This is a genomic window from Enteractinococcus helveticum, assembly GCF_001657475.1.
Lineage (GTDB): Bacteria > Actinomycetota > Actinomycetes > Actinomycetales > Micrococcaceae > Yaniella > Yaniella helvetica.
Genome location: NZ_LXEY01000016.1, coordinates 23033 through 46305, shown reverse-complemented (window position 1 = coordinate 46305; position 23273 = coordinate 23033). Strand labels below are relative to the sequence as shown.

Annotated in this window: 24 protein-coding genes and 1 pseudogene; 9 read left to right on the top strand and 16 right to left on the bottom strand. The window is 57.3% G+C overall.

What is annotated here, in order from left to right:
- Positions 1-109 precede the first annotated feature (109 nt).
- The 8 genes from A6F49_RS05745 to A6F49_RS05725 all read right to left on the bottom strand — a co-directional run bounded on the left by A6F49_RS05745 (position 110) and on the right by A6F49_RS05725 (position 6717).
- Positions 110-787 carry a response regulator gene (locus A6F49_RS05745; protein ID WP_043057637.1) on the bottom strand — a complete coding sequence of 226 codons (678 nt, stop codon included), beginning with the start codon at positions 785-787 and terminating at the stop codon, positions 110-112.
- Positions 784-1959 (bottom strand): sensor histidine kinase, encoded by a 1176-nt coding sequence (locus tag A6F49_RS05740; protein ID WP_052504816.1) that lies wholly within the window; start codon positions 1957-1959, stop codon positions 784-786. Before A6F49_RS05740 ends, A6F49_RS05745 begins: the two co-directional genes overlap by 4 nt.
- Positions 1950-2318: a hypothetical protein gene (locus A6F49_RS05735; protein WP_043057638.1), complete on the bottom strand. Its 369-nt coding sequence runs from the start codon at positions 2316-2318 to the stop codon at positions 1950-1952. Before A6F49_RS05735 ends, A6F49_RS05740 begins: the two co-directional genes overlap by 10 nt.
- 82 nt (positions 2319-2400) lie before the next feature.
- A complete protein-coding gene (locus A6F49_RS05730; RefSeq protein ID WP_043057639.1) occupies positions 2401-4581 on the bottom strand; it encodes a peptidase domain-containing ABC transporter in 2181 nt (726 codons plus the stop codon).
- A 98-nt stretch (positions 4582-4679) separates the two neighbouring features.
- Positions 4680-4850, bottom strand: a complete 171-nt coding sequence (locus A6F49_RS18020) for a hypothetical protein (protein ID WP_161485779.1) — start codon at positions 4848-4850, stop codon at positions 4680-4682.
- Positions 4847-5011: a hypothetical protein gene (locus A6F49_RS18015; protein WP_161485778.1), complete on the bottom strand. Its 165-nt coding sequence runs from the start codon at positions 5009-5011 to the stop codon at positions 4847-4849. The genes A6F49_RS18020 and A6F49_RS18015 overlap by 4 nt, the downstream gene beginning before the upstream one ends.
- A 14-nt stretch (positions 5012-5025) precedes the next feature.
- Positions 5026-5202, bottom strand: a complete 177-nt coding sequence (locus tag A6F49_RS18010; RefSeq protein WP_161485777.1) for a hypothetical protein — start codon at positions 5200-5202, stop codon at positions 5026-5028.
- A 180-nt stretch (positions 5203-5382) separates the two neighbouring features.
- Complete coding sequence (locus A6F49_RS05725; protein WP_043057640.1) at positions 5383-6717, bottom strand: MFS transporter; 1335 nt, start codon at positions 6715-6717, stop codon at positions 5383-5385.
- A gap of 199 nt (positions 6718-6916) precedes the next feature.
- Between A6F49_RS05725 and A6F49_RS05720 the strand changes: the two genes are divergently transcribed.
- Positions 6917-8257, top strand: coding sequence for an HNH endonuclease (locus A6F49_RS05720; protein ID WP_052504817.1), 1341 nt, complete (start codon positions 6917-6919; stop codon positions 8255-8257).
- A gap of 40 nt (positions 8258-8297) precedes the next feature.
- Here the strand turns inward: A6F49_RS05720 and rraA are convergent.
- A pseudogene (gene rraA / locus A6F49_RS05715) lies at positions 8298-8785 on the bottom strand (ribonuclease E activity regulator RraA).
- A gap of 711 nt (positions 8786-9496) precedes the next feature.
- Here rraA and A6F49_RS05710 point away from each other — a divergent pair.
- Positions 9497-9691, top strand: a complete 195-nt coding sequence (locus A6F49_RS05710; RefSeq protein ID WP_043057641.1) for a hypothetical protein — start codon at positions 9497-9499, stop codon at positions 9689-9691.
- 64 nt (positions 9692-9755) lie between these two features.
- Here the strand turns inward: A6F49_RS05710 and A6F49_RS05705 are convergent, their stop codons facing one another.
- Positions 9756-11735 carry an aconitate hydratase gene (locus A6F49_RS05705; protein WP_043057642.1) on the bottom strand — a complete coding sequence of 660 codons (1980 nt, stop codon included), beginning with the start codon at positions 11733-11735 and terminating at the stop codon, positions 9756-9758.
- A gap of 145 nt (positions 11736-11880) precedes the next feature.
- Here A6F49_RS05705 and A6F49_RS05700 point away from each other — a divergent pair, with 145 nt between their 5' ends.
- Positions 11881-12939 (top strand): alpha/beta fold hydrolase, encoded by a 1059-nt coding sequence (locus A6F49_RS05700; RefSeq protein ID WP_043057643.1) that lies wholly within the window; start codon positions 11881-11883, stop codon positions 12937-12939.
- Between the two features lie 90 nt (positions 12940-13029).
- Here A6F49_RS05700 and exaC read toward each other — a convergent pair whose 3' ends face one another.
- The 3 genes from exaC to A6F49_RS05685 form a co-directional block, all read right to left on the bottom strand.
- Positions 13030-14553: an acetaldehyde dehydrogenase ExaC gene (gene exaC, locus A6F49_RS05695; RefSeq protein WP_043057644.1), complete on the bottom strand. Its 1524-nt coding sequence runs from the start codon at positions 14551-14553 to the stop codon at positions 13030-13032.
- 111 nt (positions 14554-14664) lie between these two features.
- Positions 14665-15945: a GAF domain-containing protein gene (locus A6F49_RS05690; RefSeq protein WP_052504818.1), complete on the bottom strand. Its 1281-nt coding sequence runs from the start codon at positions 15943-15945 to the stop codon at positions 14665-14667.
- Entirely contained in the window at positions 15942-16346 is a 405-nt protein-coding gene (locus A6F49_RS05685) for a DUF779 domain-containing protein (protein WP_043057645.1), read from the bottom strand. Before A6F49_RS05685 ends, A6F49_RS05690 begins: the two co-directional genes overlap by 4 nt.
- A 114-nt stretch (positions 16347-16460) precedes the next feature.
- Here A6F49_RS05685 and rlmN point away from each other — a divergent pair, with 114 nt between their 5' ends.
- The 4 genes from rlmN (at position 16461) to A6F49_RS05665 (ending at position 19733) form a co-directional block, all read left to right on the top strand.
- Complete coding sequence (rlmN, locus tag A6F49_RS05680; protein ID WP_043057646.1) at positions 16461-17819, top strand: 23S rRNA (adenine(2503)-C(2))-methyltransferase RlmN; 1359 nt, start codon at positions 16461-16463, stop codon at positions 17817-17819.
- A gap of 1 nt (position 17820) precedes the next feature.
- Positions 17821-18021, top strand: a complete 201-nt coding sequence (locus A6F49_RS05675) for a hypothetical protein (RefSeq protein WP_043057647.1) — start codon at positions 17821-17823, stop codon at positions 18019-18021.
- Positions 18022-18074: 53 nt separating this feature from the next.
- On the top strand, positions 18075-18377 hold the full coding sequence (locus tag A6F49_RS05670) for a TM2 domain-containing protein (protein WP_052504819.1): 303 nt from the start codon (positions 18075-18077) through the stop codon (positions 18375-18377).
- Between the two features lie 126 nt (positions 18378-18503).
- Positions 18504-19733, top strand: a complete 1230-nt coding sequence (locus A6F49_RS05665) for an acyl-CoA dehydrogenase family protein (RefSeq protein WP_043057649.1) — start codon at positions 18504-18506, stop codon at positions 19731-19733.
- A gap of 122 nt (positions 19734-19855) precedes the next feature.
- On the opposite strand, the gene A6F49_RS18220 is transcribed toward A6F49_RS05665, so the two are convergent.
- Together A6F49_RS18220 and A6F49_RS05660 are read right to left on the bottom strand one after the other, a co-directional pair.
- Positions 19856-20014, bottom strand: coding sequence for a hypothetical protein (locus A6F49_RS18220; protein ID WP_162840617.1), 159 nt, complete (start codon positions 20012-20014; stop codon positions 19856-19858).
- Positions 20015-20225: 211 nt separating this feature from the next.
- Positions 20226-20516, bottom strand: coding sequence for a hypothetical protein (locus A6F49_RS05660; protein WP_043057650.1), 291 nt, complete (start codon positions 20514-20516; stop codon positions 20226-20228).
- A gap of 342 nt (positions 20517-20858) precedes the next feature.
- Here A6F49_RS05660 and A6F49_RS05655 point away from each other — a divergent pair, with 342 nt between their 5' ends.
- Both A6F49_RS05655 and A6F49_RS05650 read left to right on the top strand, forming a co-directional pair.
- Positions 20859-21305 carry a ChaB family protein gene (locus A6F49_RS05655; RefSeq protein WP_327019942.1) on the top strand — a complete coding sequence of 149 codons (447 nt, stop codon included), beginning with the start codon at positions 20859-20861 and terminating at the stop codon, positions 21303-21305.
- A gap of 41 nt (positions 21306-21346) precedes the next feature.
- Positions 21347-22246 (top strand): SDR family oxidoreductase, encoded by a 900-nt coding sequence (locus A6F49_RS05650; protein WP_043057651.1) that lies wholly within the window; start codon positions 21347-21349, stop codon positions 22244-22246.
- A gap of 72 nt (positions 22247-22318) precedes the next feature.
- Here the strand turns inward: A6F49_RS05650 and A6F49_RS05645 are convergent, their stop codons facing one another.
- Positions 22319-23209 carry a LysR family transcriptional regulator gene (locus tag A6F49_RS05645; protein ID WP_043057652.1) on the bottom strand — a complete coding sequence of 297 codons (891 nt, stop codon included), beginning with the start codon at positions 23207-23209 and terminating at the stop codon, positions 22319-22321.
- Positions 23210-23273: the final 64 nt, after the last annotated feature.

The window sequence follows — 23273 nt, the reverse complement described above, 5'->3', positions numbered from 1 at the left end:
GAGGTAGGTGATGGTGGCGGCTGCGGTGCAGCGCTATCTCCAGCATGCTCGCCGCCGGGCCAGAAGACATCAGCCCGCAACGGTAAGTGTCATACCCCGGTCGGATGACTCACTGTGGCAGCGGATCATCGGGTGCCACAAATCCGCTGCGATATGCCAGGGCGACGACGGCGGCGCGATCGCGAGACCCGGTTTTCAATAGGATGCGCGATACGTGGGTTTTGACGGTCGCTTCGCTGAGCACCAGCCGGTCGCGGATCTCGTGATTCGAATACCCTGCCGCAACGTAGCGCAGCACTTCTTGTTCCCGCGGGGTCAACAGGGCCGCAAGATCCGTGGTGTCTTGGGAGCGCGCTCGCAGCCGGTCAACCAGCCGGGTGGCAGCGGTAGCATCCAACCAGGTGTCCCCGGCTAGCACCCGGCGGATTGCATCGGCGATTTCGGTCGGCGAGGCATGTTTGAGCAGATACCCCGAAGCGCCAGCCTGCAGTGCTCCGACCACGACGTCCTCGTCATCGAACGTCGTCATAATGAGAACTTTGATCAGCCGATTCGGGTTGTCTTGGGATTCCTGGACCAGGTGCTGGGTTGCGGTGACCCCGTCCATGCCCGGCATACGCACGTCCATGAGCACCACGTCTGGGCATAACTGGCGGGCCAGCTGCAGGGCTTGGTCGCCGGATTCGGCCTCGCCGATGACTTCCAGGTCGGCTTCGGCGTTGAGCAGCATGGTCAGCCCGGCCCGGACCATCGGCTGGTCATCAACGATCATCACGGTGGTGGTCATGAAGCATCTCCGAAGGTGTTCAGGCGAACGTGGGCTTGTGCGGTGGGCAGGGTGACTTGCAGCAGATACCCGGTTGGGGTGGGGCCGTGGTGCATGGTGCCGCCGGAGACGCCGATGCGCTCGCGCAGACCCACCAGGCCAAAGCCACCCGAGACGGGTTTGGTGGTGATGACGCCGCTGGTGGACCGGATGCTCACCGTCAACTGGTGCGGCGCCCATTGTCGGGTGAGTTCCACCTGGGCGCCCTCACCGGCATGCTTCATGGCATTTGATAGGCCCTCTTGAACGACCCGGTACACCGCGTGTTCCAGGCTCGGGTCCAATGTGACCGGGGTGCCGGTGGTTTCCGTGGTGACGGCGAGCCCTGAGACTTGGGCTGCGGTGATCAGCGCACCGATGTCGGCCAGGCCGTGGGGCCTGGAGTCATCAGTGCCATTATCCGGAGCGCGCAGCATGCCTAAGAGTCGGTGGAGTTCGCGCATGCTTTGTTCCGCGGTGATTTGGATATCGGCCAGTACGCCGTCAATATCGGTCGTGGCGTTGGGGTTCTTTTGGGCCGCACGGAGTCCGGCTACCTGCAGCAGGATTCCGGTCAATGAGTGTGCCACCGTGTCGTGGAGGTCGCGGCTGATGCGGAGGCGCTCCATGGCGCGGGCTTCTTCGGTGGCATCCTCGGCCCACTGGCGTTCGGTGGCCAACCGATTATGGGTACGTGCCAGGGCTCGTCCGGCGATCCAGACCCCGATGATCAACACGAGCCACAACCCGGTATTGATCAGCGTTAATGACAGCGGGGCATCGGGGTGGAACGTGCGGCCGGTATAGACATTAATGGCTAATGGTAATGCTGCCCAGGCTAGAGCGAACCACGCGCGACGTCGTTCAGAGAGCCGCGATATCCAGAACAGTGCCAGCAGAAAACCGGCGAAACTTTCAGCGGCGGGCAGCAACAGACCGCTGGCACTGAGGATCAGCATCGCGATATATCCCGGGACCGGCGAGCGGGCGATGAGCAGGCAACTGTACCCGAGCCCACCAATGCCGACAACCAGCCAGACGGGGATATAGTTGCCGGTGATCAACTGGGTATCGCCGCCCCAGACCAGGGTGTCGAGAAGAAAGACGGCTGCGGTCAGAAGCAACCGCAGCCAGAAACGTTGTGTTAGCGGCACCCACGCATCCTCGGGAAGACGAGGCACCAGAAGAACGTTCTGGCGCCCATGGTTTGGCTTCCATCATCGGCTTGTTCCTGCGGTGCCATGTGTGGCGGGATGATTTCGCCAGGGACATCGATGCTGCCTTCGGGTAGTTCCAGGGCGGTCACGGGCATCGAGAAGTCTTCGACTCCTGCGGACTCGTAGACGTTGGTGACTTCGATATCTTGACCGTCGATCCGCACGGTGATCGGGCCGGTGAGTCCGCTGGCCTGGACGACGACGTGGTCGGCTCGGATGGGCCAGCCGACCAGGGTCATGCCGTTTTCTAAGGTGACTCGATAGGTGCTGGCCTGCTGCGTCAACTGTTCTGACATAGTTCCTCCGTGAAGTGCAGTGAATTGATGTCAGTATCATGACACGGCGCCAAGCCCCAGGTCATCATCCCAGTGGCGTATCTCAGGTCAGCTGCTGGGATGACGTCGAATGAGCTTCCAACAGCTGGGCGTACCAGCCATCGGATGCGGCCAGGTCGGCCGGTGAGCCGGATTCCACGAGTTCGCCGTTGTGCATGACCCACAGCTGATCGGCCGTGGTGGCAATCGACAGCCGGTGGGTAACAATAATCCGGGTAATGTTCAGTTTGACCAGTGCGGCTTCGATGGCGCGTTCCGTGTCGCCGTCCAGCGCGCTGGTGGGTTCATCCAGAACCAAGATCTTTGGTTCACCCAGGAGTGCACGAGCCAGGGCCAGCCGTTGGCGTTGTCCACCAGACAGTCCGGAGCCACCGGAGCCGAGTCGGGTATCCAGCCCCATGGGCAGCGCCAGGATGTCTTGAGCCAACTGAGCATGAAACAGCGCACGCCAAATGTCTTCGTCCGTGAAACCGGTGCGGGAGACCAGGATGGCTTCACGAATCGTGCCGGCGGGAGTCCACGAGTCTTGGAAGACGACACCCACCTGAGCCCGAAACGCCTCGGGGTCTAGCGTTTCGACGTCGTTGCCATCGACCAGCACCCGGCCTGCGGTCGGGGAGTGCATACCCGCCATAATCTGAGCCAGCGTGGTTTTGCCGCATCCGGTTGGCCCCAGAATACACACGGTAGAACCGGCTGGGACTTGGGCATTGATGCCACGCAGAATCTCGCGGCCGTAGCGTTCGTGTTTGAAACTGACGTTGTCTATGGTGATGCTACCGGTGAGTTCTCCGGGGTGGTTGCCTCCGGAACGTTCGGGCGCAGCCAAGGTGAGGTCTTGCACGCGATCAAGGAGTGGCCGTAGATCTGCGGCTTCAACCAATTGGGTTGCTAACGAGGCAACCGGTGCAAGGGTTGCCGATGCCAGCGCCATGAGCCCCAGCGCCGTCCCGGGGGTGATCTGACCAAAGGCGCTGGAATGCGCTAGAGCTGGCGCGGACGCCATGACGAGAATGATCAGTGGCGTGGCCACGGCCATGGCGGCAAGCAGCGCCATCGACAGGGCGTTGAGTCGTGCTCGGCAGCGCGTCAGATCTAACCGTCGATCGAGCAGCTGTTGCCATTTGGCGAGCATTGACGATTCGGCACCGTAGGCGCGCAGCGTGGTAATTCCGTCGATACCGTCGACCAGTAGCGTTGAGGAATCGGCGGTGACTAAAATTTCTTCGCGTCGTAAGTTGGCGCTGCGTTTGGCAACCACCCCGGAGATGACCAGGCACAGGAGAATAATGCCTGTCGTAACAGCGGCTAGCGGAGGGACAATGACCACGAGCGCGATGACATAGCCGATCGTCAGCAGCGCATCGAGCCCGGCACCTAATAGGGCCACGCTCAGCAGCGCGTGAATCGCATGGGCTGATTCAACCCGCCCAAAGAGATCCCCAACGGATCGCCGGTCAAAGAATTTTAGGTTTCGAGAAAACAGGGTCGTGGCAACACTTGTGCTCAGATGCCCCGCCATACGCCGCTGCAGGGTGGCTAGAACCCAGTTTCTTGCCAGCGTGAGCAAGCCAATGGCAAGGGCTAAGGCCATCCCGATGGCCAACCACCGGTGCTGTGCAACGGCGTCGGCCACCAGCGCATCGACAATAAGTGCCGTGGTGATCGGCAAGGCGAGCCCACCGACCGCCAATAAGAGGGATAGGAATCCGGCGCGCGCGAGTTCACCACGAACCCCGCGCAGAACAGTGGCTAAAACTCCGGGTGCTCGCGTATCCGAGACCGTCGCTGGGGCAGGGGCGTCGTCGTCATTGGCATCGACGCTTCCGAGGAACAGCACCATCCCGCTGGATGCTTCGGCAATTTGGGGCCGGGATAATCGTCGGCGCCCAACTGCTGGATCCATGACCTCAACGTGGTCGCGCCGAATCTTATCGACGACGACGTAGTGCTGCCGGGTTAGATGCAACACGAAGGGCAGCGGTATCTCGTGGATGCGTTGGCCGAGGTCTTGCGGGTCCACCAATTGGGCTTGCAGTGGCAGACCCCAGCGCTGCCCGGTACGGCGCATCACGACCCCGGACGAGCCGTCACGCCCCGGATCCATATCTGCTCGCAGATCGGTCAAGGTAACGCGGTGTCCTTGCGCTCGCAGCATCGCCGTCAGACAGGCCGGGCCGCAGTCAGTTTCTGCGGTTTGTAACACGGTTGGGACACGAGACATGGAGTTTCCTTTAGCGTTCATGGTGCAGAAAAAGGGGTGGTTTCACGGGCCCGAAATCTTCGTCTCGGACCCGTGAAACCATGAGTGCATTGAGTGGGTTATTGGATTGGGCTGGAGGACGTGGTGCCGCTGACACCAAGCTTCTTCCAGACTTCTTTCATCGGATCAGGGATGCAACCGCCCTCGGTGACGCCGCCGGCAAATGTCGACAGTTCGGCATCTGTTACAGTCCGGCCCAGGCTCAGCGTGTGGGATGTGAGAGTTTTCATTCTGCTTTCACCGTGACACCTTTGCAGTTTCCGGATTCGGACACGGTATACGACCCATCAGAGTGAATAGTGACAGTCACGGTGCATTTTCCACCGGAGAAGGACGCCAGATCGACGTCGTTCAGAGGCTGCCCCAGCGTTAGGTTGATTTCGTTGACCATAGCGTTTCCTTGTTTTATGCCTGGACGACGACGTTGACGGAAACGTTGCCGCATCCACTGCCGACTTGGGTGACTTTGACTTCGCCGTTGGAACCCTTTGAGACAGTTACCTGGCAGTAGCCACCGTGGAAGGTTGCCAGTTCGTCGTCAGTCAGTTCGCGGCCAAACATTGGGGTCAAAGTGGTGTTCATGGGGTTCTCCTTTTGTGAGGGTGTCGGTGACCTGTCGTCGCCGATCTGGTACCCATCTTGGTTTGAAACCCATGGTGAATCGTCACTCGAGCGCAGACAGTTGAATCGTCAACCTGCGGTAGGCGATCTCAGCCCGAGGGATGACTCAGGTGCACCCAGAAGATCACGTGGCGGGTGTGATTATGCGACCGGAGTCCGAGAGTCATAACGAAGAAACCCTGGTACCAGGCGCACCGCCAGCGTTGCTGCGACGACGCATAACAGGCCGCCCAACATCATCGTGACGGCCTCACCAATCCCAGCCGAGACGGCGCCGGTGAGCATTTCGCCCACCCTGGGGCCACCGGCAACCACAACAATGAACACTCCCTGCAACCGACCGCGCAGATGATCTGGTGTAGCGGTTTGCAGGATCGTGTTGCGGAAAATCCCAGACACTGAATCGGCCGCCCCGGCCACCATCAGCATCGCCACCGCTGCGCACAACAACACGATGCTGGGCTCGCCATTGGCTGCGCTACGAATGGCCAGCCAACCGAACAGCCCGAACAGGGCAATGGATACTCCCCACACCACAATCGACCAGTAGACGGCTTTGCCTTGCGCGGTGATGCGGGTGAACGTTCCAGAAAACAGTCCCGCGATAAACGCCCCGGCCGCAATTCCTGCCAGCAGCAGACCCGTGACAAGTTCTGCCGGGTCATCTCCGGACCCATTGATCCCTTGGGCATAGCTGGACCCGATGATCAGCACACCCATTGCCGGGAGGACGGCGCGCGGGAAGGCCGTTGCCATGGCGATGATGTCCAGAATGAACGTCATGCGTAGATTCTTGCGTGTGGCTAAGAAGTGGAAACCCTCCCAGACCGATCGCAGCCCAACTTTTCGATCCGCGGGTGCTTCGCCGTCCGGATGGACGGGTGGTAGCGCTGGCAGTCGGTAGACCGCATAGAGCGTGAGCAAGAAGGTGACGGCGTCAATCGTGTAGGTCCAGGAATACCCGATCGTGGCGACCAGCCCGCCGGCCAACAGTGGCCCCAACATCATAGAAATCGACATGGAAAGCATGTTCAAGGCATTGGCTGAGGCGAGCAGTTCCGTGCCTACTAACGCTGGGATGATGGCCCCGCGAGTTGGTTGGTTAATCCCGGAGGCACCAGAATGAATGGCGATCAGACCGTAGAGCAGCCAGATATTTTCGATGCCTAACCACGCGTGCAGACAAATCGCAACCGTGGTCAACCAGAGTACCAACGCCGAATACAACGCGACTTTGCGCCGGTCCACATGGTCTGCGATCGCGCCACCATAGAGACCGGTGATGATCAGCGGTACCAGGGCAAATGCGCCCAGCAATCCAACATATGCCGAGGACCCAGTCAGCGCGAAAATCTCCAGTGACACCGCGACCAATGTCAGTTGAGTGCCAATGGCTGATAACGAGTTGCCAATCCACAGTCTGCGGTAGTCACGACTGACCTTTAACGGGGTGATGTCGGCGAATATTGTGCTCACTTCGACAGCATAACCTAGCGTACTTCGTGATGAGTTCTGATGTGATTAGGTTGTGCCGAACCAGACCATCCCTTGGACGCATAGCAGATGGTTTTGCCGCATGTGGTGGTTTTCCACAGGATGTGGCGGTGACTGGTTGTTGCCCACAGTGTCGACTATCGTTCCTTATCGTGTCCCACCCTCTGGCTAGGGTTAATATATGGAAATACAGGAAAAGCCAAAAGCTACGGTTCAGGACGCGATCGCGTTACTGACCGGTCTTCCGGAGGGTGACTCCGAAGAAGCCTGTATTGATCGACTTCAAGGTGTAGAACAGGCCAAGCGGATTCTGGCTGCTGTGCAATCTGAAGATACTCATAAGTTTACGCAACGCCGCAAAGCCCGAGAATGTCAGCTGGGCGTACCGACCTCCTTGCAGCTCAAAGGCATTGAGGCCGAAGTCGGACTGGCCAGAGGAGAATCGCCCTACGTGGGAGCGGCACTGACGCATACGGCTATCGCATTGCATACCGTATTGCCAAACACCTTGGCCGCGTTATCGCAAGGTGTACTCAGTGAATATCATGCCCGACTGGTCGCCCAGCAGACGAATCACTTATCCGATGAGCATCGGCGAGAAATTGACGCAGCCATCGCTCGTCGGCTGGGCGGGGCCTCGAGCTCTCAATTACGTAACCTGGTGCAAGGCCACGCCTACAGATTAGACCGACAGGCTAGTGAGCAGCGTGCCGAAAAGAATAAGCGTGGCAGACGGGTCTACACAGACCCAGCCTCCGATGGCCAGGTCTATGTCACCGCAGAAATCCCTACCCTCCAGGGCTTAGCGATCCTGGACACACTGACAAAACTCACGAATAAACGTATCAGTTCGGGTGAGATGCTTGACGCCCAGGGGCAACCGCTAACGCGGGACCAAATCATGGCTGATATTTTCGTCGAGCTACTCACCGGGCAAACCACCGCTGATGCAGTTACCGGAGAAGTCGTGGTTCTCATGCATGACACCACATTTTTTGGTGATGACGATCTACCTGCATGGATCCCCGGTCATGGGCCACTGCCCGCCGGAGCGGTCAAACACTGGCTGTCTGACCCGGCCGCAGCGACATTCTTTCGCCGCATGTACACCCGCCCTACTGATGGGCAACTCGTGGCGATGGAATCCACCCGCCGTCGTTTCCCCGACGGATTAGCTAAAATGCTCAAGATCCGTGAAGACATCTGTGCCACTCCTTGGTGTAACGGCCCGTTCCAAGAGTCTGATCATCGCCACCGCAGGGCTGACGGAGGACCCACCAGCTGGGTCAATGCCACCGGGCTATGTAAACGCTGTAACCAGCGCAAAGAGAACCGTGGCTGGAGCTACACCGGTACCCCTGATGAACTCATCGTCACTACCCCAACCGGGCATTCTTATACGGTGGGCACCAGACCACCACTGGCCGAGATCAGATATTGGGACAGCGACCCGCCACCAGACAACTTGAGGGTCGATATTGGATGGCCCAGCGTCGACGTCACATGGGCTACGGCAGCCTAAATCCATCATGGACACGAACCTGTATAACATGGGTTCGTGTCTATGATGCGCGTGCATCGACGATGACGCCGTCTTCATCTGCGTAGACCACAGCACCGGGGATGAACTCTACGTTGCCTATCGTCACGGAAATATCGCGAACCCCAACGCCGTCCTTGGCAGATTTTCGTGGATTCGAACCGAGCGCCTTCACTCCTAGGGGTAGCGCTGCTATTTCATGCCGATCACGATCGCACCGTGAATGATGACTCCGGCCCAGCCGTTGTCGGCAAATGCTTTGGCGATGTTGCCACCCATCAAAGCCGAACGCAGGCTACCGCCACCATCGACGACAAGCACCTGTCCTTCGCCCGGTTCATTGGCAATGGCTTTGACCAGACCGTTGTCGTGCCAACATTGCACGGTACGAATGCGACCGTGAAACTGGCGATGCTGGCCGAGTGACTGCAGCTGAAGGTCCAGGGATGCGACTTCGCCTTCGAAAGCATCGTAGATATCAGAAGTGCAAAAGATTTGCCGTTGGGTCATCGAAGGAACTTTCTTAATCGAGGAATACGGAATACGGATCCCTCCTCGTGGCTCACCTGCACCAGCGTAGCCCGCTTGATGACCCGAACATAGAGCACAAACGCCGCGGATCCCAAATACTGGGCCGCGGCGTTTGGCGTAGATGTAGGTTTTCGAATTAGCAGGGTGTTTCGCTGACTATAATCCAATCAAAATCAGCCTGGTCGTCAGGCACTTGAGATGAAGAGGTAACGGGATCTTGCGAGAGGAAGTTAAACATGGTGGATCGCATCGAGTGTCTCCTTCCGAGTGTTGACCGTGTGAGGTTGTATACAAGACAGCTGACTGAGGTATGTCGTCATGGGAGTGCACCGGCCATATAACAGGCCGGGGTAGCGTTCGCGGCACCCTGGGGTGTGTGAGTCGATTGCCTCTGCGGAACGGACGGGTACGCTTCAACACGAAACGCACTTTCAATCTTCGACGTTGTACCACGTCGGGCGCGGATCACGACTCTGTGAAACCGCTGTACCTCTGATCTACCATGACGCAGGTCACGGTGCAAGTAAAATGTTGATGAACGATGCGCAACAAGCAGCGAATGCACATATATTTTTTCCATGTCGCACTGCAGCAGAGTGATGGTCGCTTCAGCTCGACGCGGTACATATGGTCTTGAATCTTCCAGCTGACAGTGCAAAGCTGAGAACCCAGCGAAAGGAGTGACTGGATATGCCTGCCAATCACAAGAAACCGCATTCAGAAATTCCAGAAGAAGAACTCGCCGAACAGTTGGCTACGGATGACAACGACGACGAGCAGCCGATCCAGCCGAAAACTTCCAAACCGGCCACGGTCAGCGAGGCAGACTGGGTCGATCAGAACATTGATGTCCCCATCGATGATGACGACATCGAACACTCCTAATACCGAACACGCATGACGACGGCGCAGACTGAGATGGTTTGCGCCGTCGTGTGTTCAGTTAGGATCAGCCCTCAGGTTGGGCTGGTTTGATTTCCTCATGAGGCTGGGCGGAAGTATCCTGCGCGGCCCGTTGTGGAATGCGGCCCCCAAGCAGCACCATTTCTACTTGACGGTCAGATAACTTGTGTCGCAACTCCAGTGGCTTGTCCTCCAACATGGCCGTTATGTCGTGGCCCTGTCTCAGCGCCTCGCGGAGTCCCCGGAAACTGAGCACAGCGTTATCTGCGATGCTCAGGTAGTCTTCAGGATCAACAAACTCTAAGGGGAGGACGCCGAAATTCGCCAGGTTCTGCCAGTGAATCCGCGCGAAGGATTTGGCAAGAACTACTCGCAAGCCGAGGTAGCGAGGTGCAATGACCGCGTGCTCCCGCGATGATCCTTGACCGTAATTCTCACCGCCAACGATCGCGTGCCCCGAACCGAGCTCTTGAGCTCGTGCGGGATACGTGTCATCGACCTGAATATAGACAAACTCGGCAATTGCCGGGATATTACTGCGGTACGGCAAGACCCGGGAACCGGCCGGCATGATCTCATCGGTCGAAATATTATCGCCCACTCGCAACAACACGGGCACATCCATATCATCCGGCAACTCATCGAACTCAGGCAGGGATTTGATATTCGTCCCCTTAACCAACTCGACCTCTTGCGCATCCTGCTCGGCAAGAGGCGGCACGAGCATTTCGGTGTTCAGGCTGTAGGTGGTTGGCAGCTGGACCATAGGGTAGTCCATCTCAAGGTCTCGCGGATCGGTGATCCGCCCGGTCAGTGCGGCTGCGGCAGCGGTTTCTGGAGAGCATAACCACACGGAGTCCTCATCGGTTCCTGATCTCCCCGGGAAATTGCGTGGCACGGTGCGCAAACTATTTCGCCCCACCGCCGGAGCCTGCCCCATACCAATGCAGCCCATGCACCCGGATTGATGGAGGCGAGCCCCGGAGCTGATCAGGTCAAATGTCCAACCGCCTTTGGTCAGGTCCATGAGAATTTCGCGTGAGGTGGGGTTGATATCCAAAGAGACCTGGTTGTGGGCTTGTCTGCCTTTGAGCATCTCGGCGACGACGGCGAAATCCCGCAGTCCAGGATTCGCCGAGGAGCCCACAACCACCTGATACACCTCTTCGCCGGCGACTTCATGAACCGGCACCACGTTGCCGGGCGAAGACGGCTTGGCAATTAACGGTTCCAACGTTGATAAATCGATGTGCTCCTCGACGTCATACTTTGCACCCTCATCCGCTACCAGCTCGGTGAAGTCTTCGGGGCGACCAACCGCGGTCAAAAACTCTCGGACGGCGTCGTCAGCGGGAAAAACCGAGGTGGTGGCACCAAGTTCAGCACCCATGTTGGCGATCACGTGACGGTCCATGGCCGTCAGGTAGTTGAGGCCTTCACCGTGGTATTCAATGATCCGACCAACCCCGCCCTTGACACCGTGCCGACGTAACATCTCAAGGATCACATCTTTGGCTGACACCCAGTCGGGAAGTTTTCCGGTGAGTTCCACACCCCAAATTTCAGGCATTTGCAAATACACCGGATCACCGGCCATGGCCATCGCAATCTCTAAACCACCGACCCCGATGGCCAACATGCCAATGGCACCGGCAGCACAGGTGTGGGAATCAGAACCGATCATGGTGGTGCCCGGGCGGCCAAAGCGGGCTTGGTGTACGGGATGGGATACCCCATTGCCGGGTTTGGAAAACCACAGACCGTACCGGGCTGCAGCGGATTGTAAAAACAGGTGGTCTTCCGGGTTCTTCTCATCGGTTTGTAACAGGTTGTGATCAACATATTGCACTGACAGTTCGGTTTTGATCCTGGTCAGGCCCAGCGCTTCTAGCTCGAGCATGACCATGGTTCCGGTGGCATCTTGGGTCAGTGTCTGATCAATCGACAGGCCAATTTCGTGGCCAGGTTTCGGGGTTCCGTTGACCAGGTGGGAATCAATCAATTTTTGTGCGACATTTTGTGCCATTATAAGTAGCCCTTCTTTATCCAATGTTCTGCGGCTGCAGGGTTCTGGATGGCTCATTTCAAGGCTATTCGCCGCAGCAGAGTCTGGCTAGGTACTTTCATGCTGTGGGTTTAGACTGGCCGAAAACCTCGCAAGCACCAGGAGGATGATTCGCATTCGGCAACACACAGGTAAAATCGCGGCTAGCCTGGGCGCATTATTAGCAGTTGCCCTCACCACGGCGGCGTTGTTCATCAGGCACAACACCACCTATTGGCCGCGTGCTCGACGCAGACTGGATCGGGCAGGATTCGTCGAAAAGTCTGTGCTGATCGACGGCGCGAAAATTAACTACGCCCAGGGGCCAGCCAATGGGCCGCCCTTGCTGCTGATCCACGGTCAGATGGTCGACTGGACGACCTACATGCGCGTGCTTCCAGAACTTGCACAACACTTCCAGGTCTACGCGGTCGACTGTTATGGGCACGGTGCATCGGATCGTGCGGTTGATCGATACAGCAATGTGGCTATGGGCCGCGACCTCACATCGTTTTTACGGACCGTGATCGCCGAGCCGGCATTTGTGTGTGGCAACTCGTCGGGAGGGCTACTGAGCATCCAGATCGCCAACGAAGCACCTGAACTGGTGCGGAAATTGATCCTGGAAGATCCACCGTTATTCTCTTCATTGCACCCGCGCTTCATCAACACAGCCGGCTACGATCTGCCGCGCATTGCCCATGAGTTCGTCAACAGCACCGAGACGGACTTTTCTGCCTACTACGTCAAGCATTCGGCATTTATCGGCTTATTTGGCGACCTGGCACCGACCATGATTCGAGGTGCCCTGGCACAACGCAAACAACGACCCACACAACCGATTGGCTGGTGGTACATGCCACCGGCCATGAATGAAATGTTCCGGGTGCTTGATCAGTATGACCCCCGTTTTGGTGAGGCCTTCTATACCGGGGTCTGGCACGCCGATTTCGACCACGCCAAAGCACTGGCAGGCCTGACCGTGCCCACCGTCCTCATCCATGCCAATTGGCAGCTGGACGACACCGGGACCACATTGGTTGGGGCGATGGACGACCGGGAAGCTGCCCGAGCCGCCGAACTCATTGACGACGTCGATTTCAGACGCGTCGATGCCGGGCACACAGTGCACTTCGACAAACCGGGTCTCTTCACGGACATCCTCATAGAGGTCGCGGAAAACTGACGTCGTGGTCGAACAGCATAACAAACGAGCTTGGCACCATCCCGGCGTCGGGAGGGCACCAAGCTCGCGTTGGTTGGCCTAACGAATTTTTTAGAAGAAGCCCTGGGGTTGTTCGGAGTAGGACACCAGCAGGTTCTTGGTCTGCTGGTAGGCCTCGAGTAGCATCAGGTGGGTTTCACGACCAAACCCGGACATCTTATAGCCACCGAAGGCAGCATGTGCCGGATAGGCGTGGTAGTTGTTGACCCACACACGGCCGGCTTGAATGTCACGGCCGGCACGGTAGGCGACGTTGCCGTTGCGTGACCAGACGCCGGCACCCAGGCCGAAGAGCGTGTCATTGGCAATCGACAGGGCGTCGTCGTAATCTTTGAACGTTGTGGTAGCGACCACCGGGCCAAAGATTTCTTCCTGGAAGACGCGCATGTCGTTGGAACCACGCAGCACGGTTGGCGCCACGTAGTACCCGCCGGATAGTTCGCCGCCCAGATCCACGGCTTCGCCACCGATCAGGACTTCGGCGCCACCTTGTTTACCAATGTCGATGTAGGACATGATCTTTTCGAACTGGTCGTTCGAGGCCTGGGCCCCCATCATGGTGTCGGTATCCAGCGGGTTGCCCTGTTTGATCTGCTTGACGCGTTCGATGCCCAAATCGTAGAAATCATCGGCGATACTTTCCTGAATCAGCGCACGCGATGGGCAGGTGCAGACTTCACCCTGGTTTAGCGCGAAGAAGGTAAAGCCTTCGAGTGCTTTGTCCAGGTAGCTGTCGTCGGCGTCCATGACGTCGCCGAAGAAGATATTCGGGGATTTCCCACCCAGCTCCAGTGAGACCGGGATGATGTTTTCGGTCGCATACTGCATGATCATGCGCCCGGTGGTGGTTTCCCCGGTGAACGCGATCTTGCCGATGCGCGGCGACGACGCCAGCGGTTTGCCGGCTTCCAGGCCAAAACCGTTGACGACGTTGAGCACACCCGGTGGAATCAGGTCGCCGACCAGTTCCATCAGCACCATGATCGAGGCCGGGGTCTGCTCGGCAGGTTTCAACACGATACAGTTTCCGCCGGCAAGTGCCGGGGCGATCTTCCAGATGGCCATCAGGATCGGGAAGTTCCACGGAATGATCTGCCCGACCACACCCAGCGGTTCGTGATAGTGATAGGCCACGGTGTCGTCGTCGATCTGTGACAGCGAGCCTTCTTGGGCGCGGATGGCACCGGCGAAATAGCGCAGGTGGTCGATGGCCAGTGGAATATCGGCGTTCAGGGTCTCCCGGACGGCTTTACCGTTATCCCAGGATTCCGCCACGGCAAGTTTCTCGAGGTTTTCTTCCATCCGGTCTGCGACGGCCAACAACAGCGCGGCGCGTTCGGTAGGGGAGGACTTATTCCAGGTTTTGGCGGCCGTATGGGCTGCATCCAGTGCGGCGTCAATGTCTTCGGCGGTGCCACGGGCAACCGTGGTGAAGCACTCACCGGTAATCGGCGTGGGGTTTTCAAAGTATTGGCCTTTGGCGGGGGCTTTCCATTCGCCGCCAATGTAGTGATCATAGCGATCCTTGAAATGTACGACGGCGCCGTCGGTATTTGGATTTGCGTACACGACCATGGTGATACCTTTCCCTAGCGTTTCAATGTCGTCAGTGCCCGATGGGCAACTAGGTGTGACATGGCCCACTCTAGGGTGGGGTGGGTTGCAGCAACGTTGCAACCGAACGTGTTAGCTGGTCAGGCGCTGCAGGGTTGCAGTGACAATGGCTCGGCGTGGGCTATTTGCCGGCAGGATTTTCAGCGCGAGCATCCAGGATTCGACGTCGTTGGCTGCCTGGTGGCGACCAAGGTAGGACCACAGTTGATCGGCGGTGGCATCGGCCAGGATGGCTTCACGCAGCGTGGCGGCAAAGTGATTGCGTAATTCGACGACGCCGGGCGCATCTGAGCCGGGTAGAAGATCGGCGGGGGCCACCTGGAGTGCGGTGGTCAGATCCCCGCGGTGCAGTGCCCGCATTGCTGCCGAGGCATCGGTGGTGATGGATGACTGGAGCCGGTAGGGCTGCGACTCCACGGTAATGGGTAGGCCGGAGTGGCTCAGGAGCTTGCGCAGCCGAGACATTTCGGCACGCACAGTCGTGAGGCGGGCGGTCAACTCATCGGGTGTCACATCCCCGAAGAGCTGATGAGCCAGCTGGGTGGCAGATAATCCGCTGCGATGCCAGTCCAACAGCGTCAGAATTTCGGCGTGCCGGTTGGACAGGCGTAGCGTCCCAAGCCGGGCGGTATGGCCCGTGGCGACCTCGATCAACACGGTATTTGGGGTGGCCACCGGCGGCTGGTAGTGAGCGTGCGGGAAAGTGTGCGTTGACCAGTACTGCTCGATAACTTGTGCAGTATTCGACAGCATTGCCAGTGCCAACGGGGTCACGGCTGTGGCCGAACCGGTCAGATCTAACATGCCAAGCACCCGGCCCGATGGATGTCGCAATGGTACAGCACTGCAGTAGAACTCGTGGACATGATGCGAAAAATGTTCGGCCCCGGCCACCTGCGCGGGCGTGCCGGTGGACAGCGCCGCACCAGGCGCAGACGTGCCCATCGATTCCTCTGACCAGTCGGAACCAGGGATAAAGCCGATCGTTTCGGCTTGCGCTCGCATTTGGTGTGCCCCATCAACCCACAGCAGATGACCATCGGTATTGGAAATCGCGGTGATCAGCCCGACGTCGTGGGCCGGGGCCAGCAAAGTTTCTAACATGGGAAGCACCGCGGTAATTGGATGGGTCTTGCGGTGTTCTGCGAGCAGCGTGGTGGAAATAGTACTCGGGGCGATCACCCGCTCCGGAGAATCATGCAACTTCAGGCAGCGTCGCCAGGATTCTGACACAGGGGAGCGGACGTGGCGAGTATCGACGACGGCGTCAACAAGTTTCTGGTGGGCGGCGGCAACGGCCGCCTGATAGACGTCGTCGGCGGGATTGTGTTCAGCACGCGCCAGAACCGTCATGATGGCAGCAGCGTGGAGCGCATGACGAAACGTTTTCCTTCCGGTGATTCCACCGAGAACCCAGCACCGCGTCCATCGACCGTGTCCAAGGTGATGTGTGAGCCGCGCAGGTATTCGAAATGCGGTTTGGCCACCCAGAAGCCGATTTCGGTAGCGGGGAGGTCATCGGTTGCGGGCAGCTCGAAGGTGCCTAACAGCAGGTCGGATCCGCCGGTGCGAAAGTCACCGATGGGGTAACACATGGGTGAAGAGCCATCACAGCAGCCACCGGACAGATGAAACATCAGTTCGCCGTGCATGCCGCGCAGTTTTTGGAGAAGCTGCATGGTCTCTTCGGTCATGGCGACGCGGGAGAAGTCTTCGCCTGGAATTTCTGGTCGGGAAGCAAGAATTGTCGTCATATAGGCAAGCCTAACGTTAATTGTGATACCCGTCACCGGTATTGGGCTATCGCCTCCAGCAAATTAGCCTGAACGCAATATCATATGGCGGCCCCGTGTGAGACAATATGGCAGATGGCACAGAACTATACTCCTCGGAAACCCGGCACTCGCCTAACGAAGCCTCAGAAAGACCGCGCTGGTCGTCTGAAGCTGAATCCGCCGCGCAAACAATTCTTAGACCCCGAGGTAGAACAACTCGGAGATGAGCGAGCCCGCCTCGCCCGGCATGGTGTTCGCCCAGCCATGGAGAAGCCTCGCCCGCAGGTGCAACCGAAGGCCGAAGGTTGGACGCAGCGCACCGATGCTGATGGTCGTCCAAAGCTTGAGTTCAAACAGCCGCGCGTCACACAACCGGCTCAGCATCTGGCCGATATGTCGATGGCAGACCGCGAAGAAAAGGTCAAAGAACTTGGCCTGCCCGCATTCCGTGCCCGCCAGCTATCGACCCACTACTTCACGCACTACACAACCGACCCGGCCGATATGACGGACCTGCCGGCCGATAAGCGCGATGAATTAGCCGAAACATTCTTCCCGAATCTGCTGACCGAAGTCCGCCGGATCGAAACCGAAGACCGCCAGACCATCAAATTCTTGTGGAAACTTTTTGACGGCGTGCTGGTGGAATCCGTGCTGATGCGCTACCAGAACCGCATCACGCTGTGTGTGTCATCCCAGGCCGGGTGCGGTATGAACTGTCCATTTTGTGCCACCGGACAAGCAGGACTGACCCGCAACCTGTCGACGGCCGAAATCGTTGAGCAAATCGTTGCCGCCAACCGCATCATCGCCCAGGGCCACCTCGGCAAACCCGAAGGCGCCCGCGACATTGAACGCGTCACCAACGTGGTGTTTATGGGCATGGGCGAGCCTCTGGCCAATTACCGCCGCGTCATGAACGCCGTGCACCGCATGGTCGACGACGCGCCAAACGGCCTGGGCATGTCTGCCCGTAACATCACGGTCTCTACCGTTGGCCTGGTGCCAGCCATTAATAAATTGGCTGAAGAAGGCATCCCGGTAACCTTCGCCTTGTCACTGCACGCACCAGATAATGAGCTGCGCGACCAGATGATTCCCGTCAACTCCCGTTGGGACGCCGACGAAGCCCTGGACGCCGCATTCAACTACTACGTGAAAACTGGGCGCCGCGTTTCCATTGAATATGCGCTCATTAAAGACATGAACGACCACGCCTGGCGTGCCGATCTCTTAGCCAAAAAGATCAACGCCCGCGGCCGCGGCTGGGCGCACGTCAACCCAATCCCGCTGAACCCGACTCCCGGCTCGATCTGGACGGCATCAGAACCAGATGTCACCCAGGAGTTCATCGACCGACTCAACGACGCCGGCGTCCCCACCACCTTGCGCGATACTCGAGGCAAGGAAATTGACGGGGCCTGCGGGCAGCTGGCCGCCGAAGACGCCTAAGATGCATAAGCAGGCACCCGGCATCAAAGTCCTGTGGGTATTCACACTCATAGTCGGACTGCTGCTTGCCGGGTTTGCCGTTGTCAACATCATCGTTGAAGAAGGCCACGTCAACACCCAGCACTGGTTGCTCATTGGCCTAGGCTCTGTCAAAATCATCGGCGCCATCATTGGGCTTTGGATGTTCCACAGGTCTGATTAAAAGCCGTGGCATACTGATAAGACGTACACTTCGTGGACGAAATGAGGAAGACCATGTCCGAGCAGGCTCGCTTACACGCCATGAACGCCGAATACGAATCAGCCAAGAAATCCCCGGTTGTTGCCTGGGTGCTGTGGATTTTCACCGGTGGCATTGGCGGACACCGCTACTACCTCGGCGACATCGGTTACGCCATCGCCATGACGCTACTGGCCTGGATGACCTTTGGCCTCTGGTGGCTGGTGGACGCCTTCTTCATCGACCGCCGCATCCGCCAGCGCAACCGCGAAATCTATGCAGAAATCGCCTATCGCTACGGCGTCAGTCATACCGCCGGGTTCCCACCCGTCTTCTAAACACAGCGCGGAACTGCACAAAGTACCCGATACCCGATACCGACAGTTCATGTTAGATTTTCGTGCGCAAAAGCAGACTAGATTGAGACTTAGGCCTCACCTGACCCCTCTGTCGAAAGAAGTCTTATGCCCACATCGTTTCCGGGAAACCAACAACCCGCCTATCAACTCACCGATGCACAAGATATCGACTACTACGGTGTCTTTGCAGACATCCCCGAAGCAGACAAAGCCATTTGGCAGCGCACGCGGGACTTTGCTCAAACCCACGTCGAAACCATGCGCCAAGGATGGAACGATCACCACTATCCATTAGAAGTCGCCCAGGCCATGGGCAAAGCGGGGCTGATTAACGACGGCGTCGATCACCCAGACATCGAGAAATTTTCACCGCTCGCCGCCGGTTTAGTGAACATGGAACTATCCCGCGTTGATGGCTCGATGGGCACCATCCTTGCGGTGCAAGGTGGGCTGGCGCTGCGCACCATCACGATGTTCGGTTCTAAAGACCAACAGGCACAATACGTTCGAGCCATCGCCGACGTCGAGATTCCGGCAGCCTTCGGCCTGACTGAACCTGATCATGGGTCAGATTCCACCGGTCTGTCCACTACTGCCATTCGCCAAGCCGACGGTTGTTATGTCATCCGCGGCTCCAAGCGCTGGATTGGCAACGGTTCCGCCGGCGGTATCACCATTACCTTTGCTCGGGTTAACGACGAAGGCGCCGAAGACCACGGCAAGGTTCGTGGGTTTATCGTGCCGCAAGATGCCCAAGGATACACGGGCGCCCCGATCCGCCATAAAGGGTCGCTGCGCGCTATCGATCAGGCTGATATTTTCTATGACGACGTCAAAATTAGCGCCGACGCATTGATCCCGGGCGTGAAGTCCTTTCGCAATGTTTCGCAAGTGCTCTACTCAACGCGCATCGGTGTTGCCTGGTCAGCCTTAGGGCATGCGACTGCCGTCTTTGAATCAGCGTTGGCCTATGCAACCCAGCGCAAGCAATTCGGCAAATACCTTGCAGAACACCAGATGATTCAAGAACGCCTCACCCGTATGCTGTCGGATCTGGTCTCGATGCAGTTATATATGGTGCGTATCGCTCAGCTGGAAGCCGCCGGAACGCTCCAACCCACCCAGGCGGCATTAGCGAAGTACAATAACACCCGGGTTGCCCGGCGGATTGCCGCTGATGCCCGGGACATGCTGGGCGGCAACGGGATTCTGATAGAAAACGGCGTGATCCAGCACATGGCGGATATCGAAGGTATCCACACATATGAAGGTACTGAATCGGTCCAGGCACTGTTGGTGGGCCGAGACATTACCGGTTATGGTGCGTTTGCTTAACAGCTCAAAGGACCTGGAACACGATGAAGGCCACGGAACTATTCCGTGGCCTTCACGTTTGAGAAAAGCTAAGTGAAAAATTGACGTCGATTAAACCATGTCAAAAACCTCGTGTCGTAGCGTCAAACACCTTTTCCGGCTCGAGCCACGTTGCGGACGATCCACAGAACGACAGAAACAGCTGCGAGAATTACACCGAGCCAAATCAATAGTTGGGCGGCTTCAACGAGAACGCCGAAGACGATCATCGCGATACCGACTAAAATTAGGACGAGCCACATAGAGTATCTCCTTCCATGAAGCACATTAGTTTAATTTTTGTGCGTTGTGTCTAAGCGTAAATGACGTGCAGACTTTTGAAAACAGTCATGAAGCGTTTGAATCTACAATCTCTCGGTTTTCGTGTGGGCGTTATCGTTGCTGAAAATCAAACAGCGGGAGGAACGTTCATCCCTCCCGCTGCTGGAATCTCAGGGTGGAGCCACTCATCTGTTAGGAGTTGCGACCACCTTTTGCTCCTGCTCGTGCAGGGTCTGCCCCTTCAGATGCACCGAATTGGCCGGGGCTTTGTTCGCCACCTTTACGGCCCGCTTCGGCAGGGTCTGCACCTTGTGATTTATCGAAGCGTCCGGGGCTTTGCCCGCCGCCTTTTTCGCCAGCTGTCGATGGGTCAGCGCCTTCGGAAGCGCCGAACTGGCCTGGGCTTTGCTGCCCACCCTTGCGAGCCTGTTCCTCTGTGTCACTGCGGTTGCCAAATTGTCCTAGGTTATTGGTTTCAGCCATTGCGGTCTTCCTTTCGAGTCGACCGAATGTGCGTGAGCACAAACGGAAAGCCATTTGCTTTCGATATCCACGTTAGGGGCTTGAAACTGGCGAAATCAACATGGAAGGTAGCCTGCGTTGACGTGTCTGGACATTCTGAAAAGGAGCTCAATACGCCAAAGTTTCTGTCACGCATGCTCAAGCGGATCGGGTGAAATTTTCAGTTTCCTTTAAGGTTGAAACATTGTTGAACGCATGACTTTTCGGCCTTTCGGTGAGCCGCAGGCGTCTCTGCTGAGTCCCGCAGTGCCTCGTTTACTTAGTCTTTTGTATAGTCGGACTCACTGTTAGCGTGAAGTGCACATGGATCGCGACCGCAAGGAGCAGATGATCATGCCGAAGACCAAGAAATCCGGTCAACCGAAGAAATCTGAATTGCCGAAAACGCTCAAGAAGTCTCCGAAGAAAGCGCAGCGCACATTCGCAAAAACCTATGACTCGGCAATGGAGCAATACCAGGATGAAGAACGAGCCCACAGAACAGCCTGGGATGCCGTAAAACAGAAATACGAGAAGGTGGGCGATCACTGGGAACGCAAGCCCAAGAAAGGTGACTCCGACAAGCAAGCATCTGGCGGCAAGAATACCGACCGTGAGACGGCAGGCGGCGTTGATACCAATGCCACCAAGGAGCATCTTTACGAACAGGCTAAAAAGCTTGATATCTCTGGACGTTCGAAGATGACCAAGGACGAACTCATCGACGTGCTGGAAAAGGAAAGTAATCGGAAAACTTCTGAGAATTCCTGACCCCATTGGACGAAGGGCCCAAGGCCAAAGGAGGATTCGTTATGGCACAATCCGATCAGTTAACTTTTCAGAATCCAGTGGATCGTTTCCCGGAAATTTCACCGCCGAAACAGGATCAGCCCGAGCCAGGATTTGATTCCGAACTCGTTCCCAAAGCTGACCACGGCGAAACATCATATCGCGGTACCGGCAGGCTCGAAGGCCGCCGCGCGCTGATCACCGGTGCTGATTCGGGGATTGGTGCGGCGGTGGCCATAGCGTTTGCGCGCGAAGGAGCCGATGTTGCACTCAACTATTTAGACGTAGAACAGCAAGATGCGCAGCACGTGATTCAAGCGATCCGCGACTCTGGTCGCAAGGCCATCCCGCTGCCGGGCGACATCCGCGATAAAGCATTCTGCAACCAACTGGTTGAAGATGCCGTCCGTGAGCTGGGCGGTCTTGATGCACTCGTCAACAATGCCGGCAAACAGGTGATTTCCGAAAGTCTGACAGACCTGCCCGATGATCAATGGGAAGAGACCTATAATACGAATATCCATGCGATGTTTTGGATCACCAAAGCGGCATTGAAACACCTTCCTGCAGGGTCAACGATCGTCAATACCACCTCGATTCAGGGCTATAACCCCAATGAGATGCTGATCGACTACGCATCGACAAAAGCGGCAATCAACAACTTCAGTAAAGGGCTGGGCCAACAGCTAGCACCCAAGGGGATTCGTGTAAACGCCGTAGCACCAGGACCAATATGGACGCCGATCCAACCGTCCCAGGGCCAGCCAAAAGAAAAGCTGCCCCACTTTGGTCAAAATACCCCGCTCGGACGGGCCGGGCAACCAACGGAAATTGCCCCAGCATTTGTTTTCCTTACCTCACCTGAATCCAGCTATGTGATCGGCGAAACGCTGCACGTCAACGGTGGTATTCCAACACCGTAACGATGTAGCTTTTGCCTTTCAAAGGGCCCACCAGATCTCTATCTGGTGGGCCTCTCTTCTGTCAGCGGTACGTCAGTGCTGCGGTAGTTCCTCAAGGCTTGCTACAAGGGCTTGAACTGCGGCAGTTGTATGCCCCGGTGGCAGAGCCAACATCAGCGCGTTGCGCGGAACCGAATCGGATATCTTCCGCGCAACGAGTGGGCGGCCTTCAGGTGACGTCGATGTCGAATGCATTAACAGGCCGTATCCGACGTTCCGACCAACAAGATTCTGCACGGTTTGAACGCTGCGCGTTCGGATTCCCACCTTTGGATCTAGCGATCGACTGTAAAACTCATTGAGCGTTCTTTCTAAGGCGGGCCTCTCGTCGAGCAACACCGCAGGGAAAGCGGCTAATTGCGCTAGTGACACTTCCTCGAATGCTGCCAGCGGATGTTGTGGCGACAGGACGGCATGCCGGCGGTGATCTTGAACCAGAATGGTTCGACACCCAGGCTCTAGCTGCGCTTCATAGAGCAGGCAAGCCGACAGTTGCCCCGCCAGCATTTTTTCTTGGAGTTCCTGGGCGTTATCCTCGTCGAAAATCAATTCAACCTGAGGATGATGGATGCCAAACCATTCGACCAAGTGCGGAATCACATGCATCGATAAGGTACGGAAACATCCAATGTGCAGCAGTCCTGACAAGGTGTTCTTCACCTGAGAAACATGGTCGGCTAGCTGCTGAGTTTGATCGAGGATGGCTCTGGCTTCAGGGAGAATGACGCGTCCTTCAGCGGTGAGTGCCACTCCTTTTGCAGGACGACGGATCGTTAGCGTGATTCCGAGGGTCTTCTCTAGTTCCGTGAGAGCAAGGCTGACGGCTGCTTGGCTCACGTGACTTCTGGCGGCGGCCTTGGTGATGGATCGGGTTTCAGCTACAGCCACAAAATATTCCAGCTGGCGGAGGGTCAACTCATTCATAAGTAAAGCTTAAGGATTACGTGAGTTCTTTTTGATATGCAAGGAAGTGTGACGCGGGTAACGT

Excerpts from the sequence above, each read along its gene's own strand:
- A6F49_RS05730 (WP_043057639.1), bottom strand. The coding sequence starts at position 4,581 with ATGTCTCGTGTCCCAACCGTGTTACAAACCGCAGAAACTGACTGCGGC.
- A6F49_RS05650 (WP_043057651.1), top strand. The coding sequence starts at position 21,347 with ATGGCACAATCCGATCAGTTAACTTTTCAGAATCCAGTGGATCGTTTC.
- A6F49_RS18220 (WP_162840617.1), bottom strand. The coding sequence starts at position 20,014 with ATGTGGCTCGTCCTAATTTTAGTCGGTATCGCGATGATCGTCTTCGGC.
- A6F49_RS05690 (WP_052504818.1), bottom strand. The coding sequence starts at position 15,945 with ATGACGGTTCTGGCGCGTGCTGAACACAATCCCGCCGACGACGTCTAT.
- A6F49_RS18015 (WP_161485778.1), bottom strand. The coding sequence starts at position 5,011 with ATGGTCAACGAAATCAACCTAACGCTGGGGCAGCCTCTGAACGACGTC.
- A6F49_RS05645 (WP_043057652.1), bottom strand. The coding sequence starts at position 23,209 with ATGAATGAGTTGACCCTCCGCCAGCTGGAATATTTTGTGGCTGTAGCT.
- exaC (WP_043057644.1), bottom strand. The coding sequence starts at position 14,553 with ATGGTCGTGTACGCAAATCCAAATACCGACGGCGCCGTCGTACATTTC.
- A6F49_RS05705 (WP_043057642.1), bottom strand. The coding sequence starts at position 11,735 with ATGGCACAAAATGTCGCACAAAAATTGATTGATTCCCACCTGGTCAAC.
- A6F49_RS05720 (WP_052504817.1), top strand. The coding sequence starts at position 6,917 with ATGGAAATACAGGAAAAGCCAAAAGCTACGGTTCAGGACGCGATCGCG.
- A6F49_RS05675 (WP_043057647.1), top strand. The coding sequence starts at position 17,821 with ATGCATAAGCAGGCACCCGGCATCAAAGTCCTGTGGGTATTCACACTC.
- A6F49_RS05665 (WP_043057649.1), top strand. The coding sequence starts at position 18,504 with ATGCCCACATCGTTTCCGGGAAACCAACAACCCGCCTATCAACTCACC.
- A6F49_RS05685 (WP_043057645.1), bottom strand. The coding sequence starts at position 16,346 with ATGACGACAATTCTTGCTTCCCGACCAGAAATTCCAGGCGAAGACTTC.
- rlmN (WP_043057646.1), top strand. The coding sequence starts at position 16,461 with ATGGCACAGAACTATACTCCTCGGAAACCCGGCACTCGCCTAACGAAG.
- A6F49_RS05710 (WP_043057641.1), top strand. The coding sequence starts at position 9,497 with ATGCCTGCCAATCACAAGAAACCGCATTCAGAAATTCCAGAAGAAGAA.
- A6F49_RS05660 (WP_043057650.1), bottom strand. The coding sequence starts at position 20,516 with ATGGCTGAAACCAATAACCTAGGACAATTTGGCAACCGCAGTGACACA.
- A6F49_RS18010 (WP_161485777.1), bottom strand. The coding sequence starts at position 5,202 with ATGAACACCACTTTGACCCCAATGTTTGGCCGCGAACTGACTGACGAC.
- A6F49_RS05700 (WP_043057643.1), top strand. The coding sequence starts at position 11,881 with ATGATTCGCATTCGGCAACACACAGGTAAAATCGCGGCTAGCCTGGGC.
- A6F49_RS05745 (WP_043057637.1), bottom strand. The coding sequence starts at position 787 with ATGACCACCACCGTGATGATCGTTGATGACCAGCCGATGGTCCGGGCC.
- A6F49_RS05670 (WP_052504819.1), top strand. The coding sequence starts at position 18,075 with ATGTCCGAGCAGGCTCGCTTACACGCCATGAACGCCGAATACGAATCA.
- A6F49_RS05655 (WP_327019942.1), top strand. The coding sequence starts at position 20,859 with ATGGATCGCGACCGCAAGGAGCAGATGATCATGCCGAAGACCAAGAAA.
- A6F49_RS18020 (WP_161485779.1), bottom strand. The coding sequence starts at position 4,850 with ATGAAAACTCTCACATCCCACACGCTGAGCCTGGGCCGGACTGTAACA.
- A6F49_RS05735 (WP_043057638.1), bottom strand. The coding sequence starts at position 2,318 with ATGTCAGAACAGTTGACGCAGCAGGCCAGCACCTATCGAGTCACCTTA.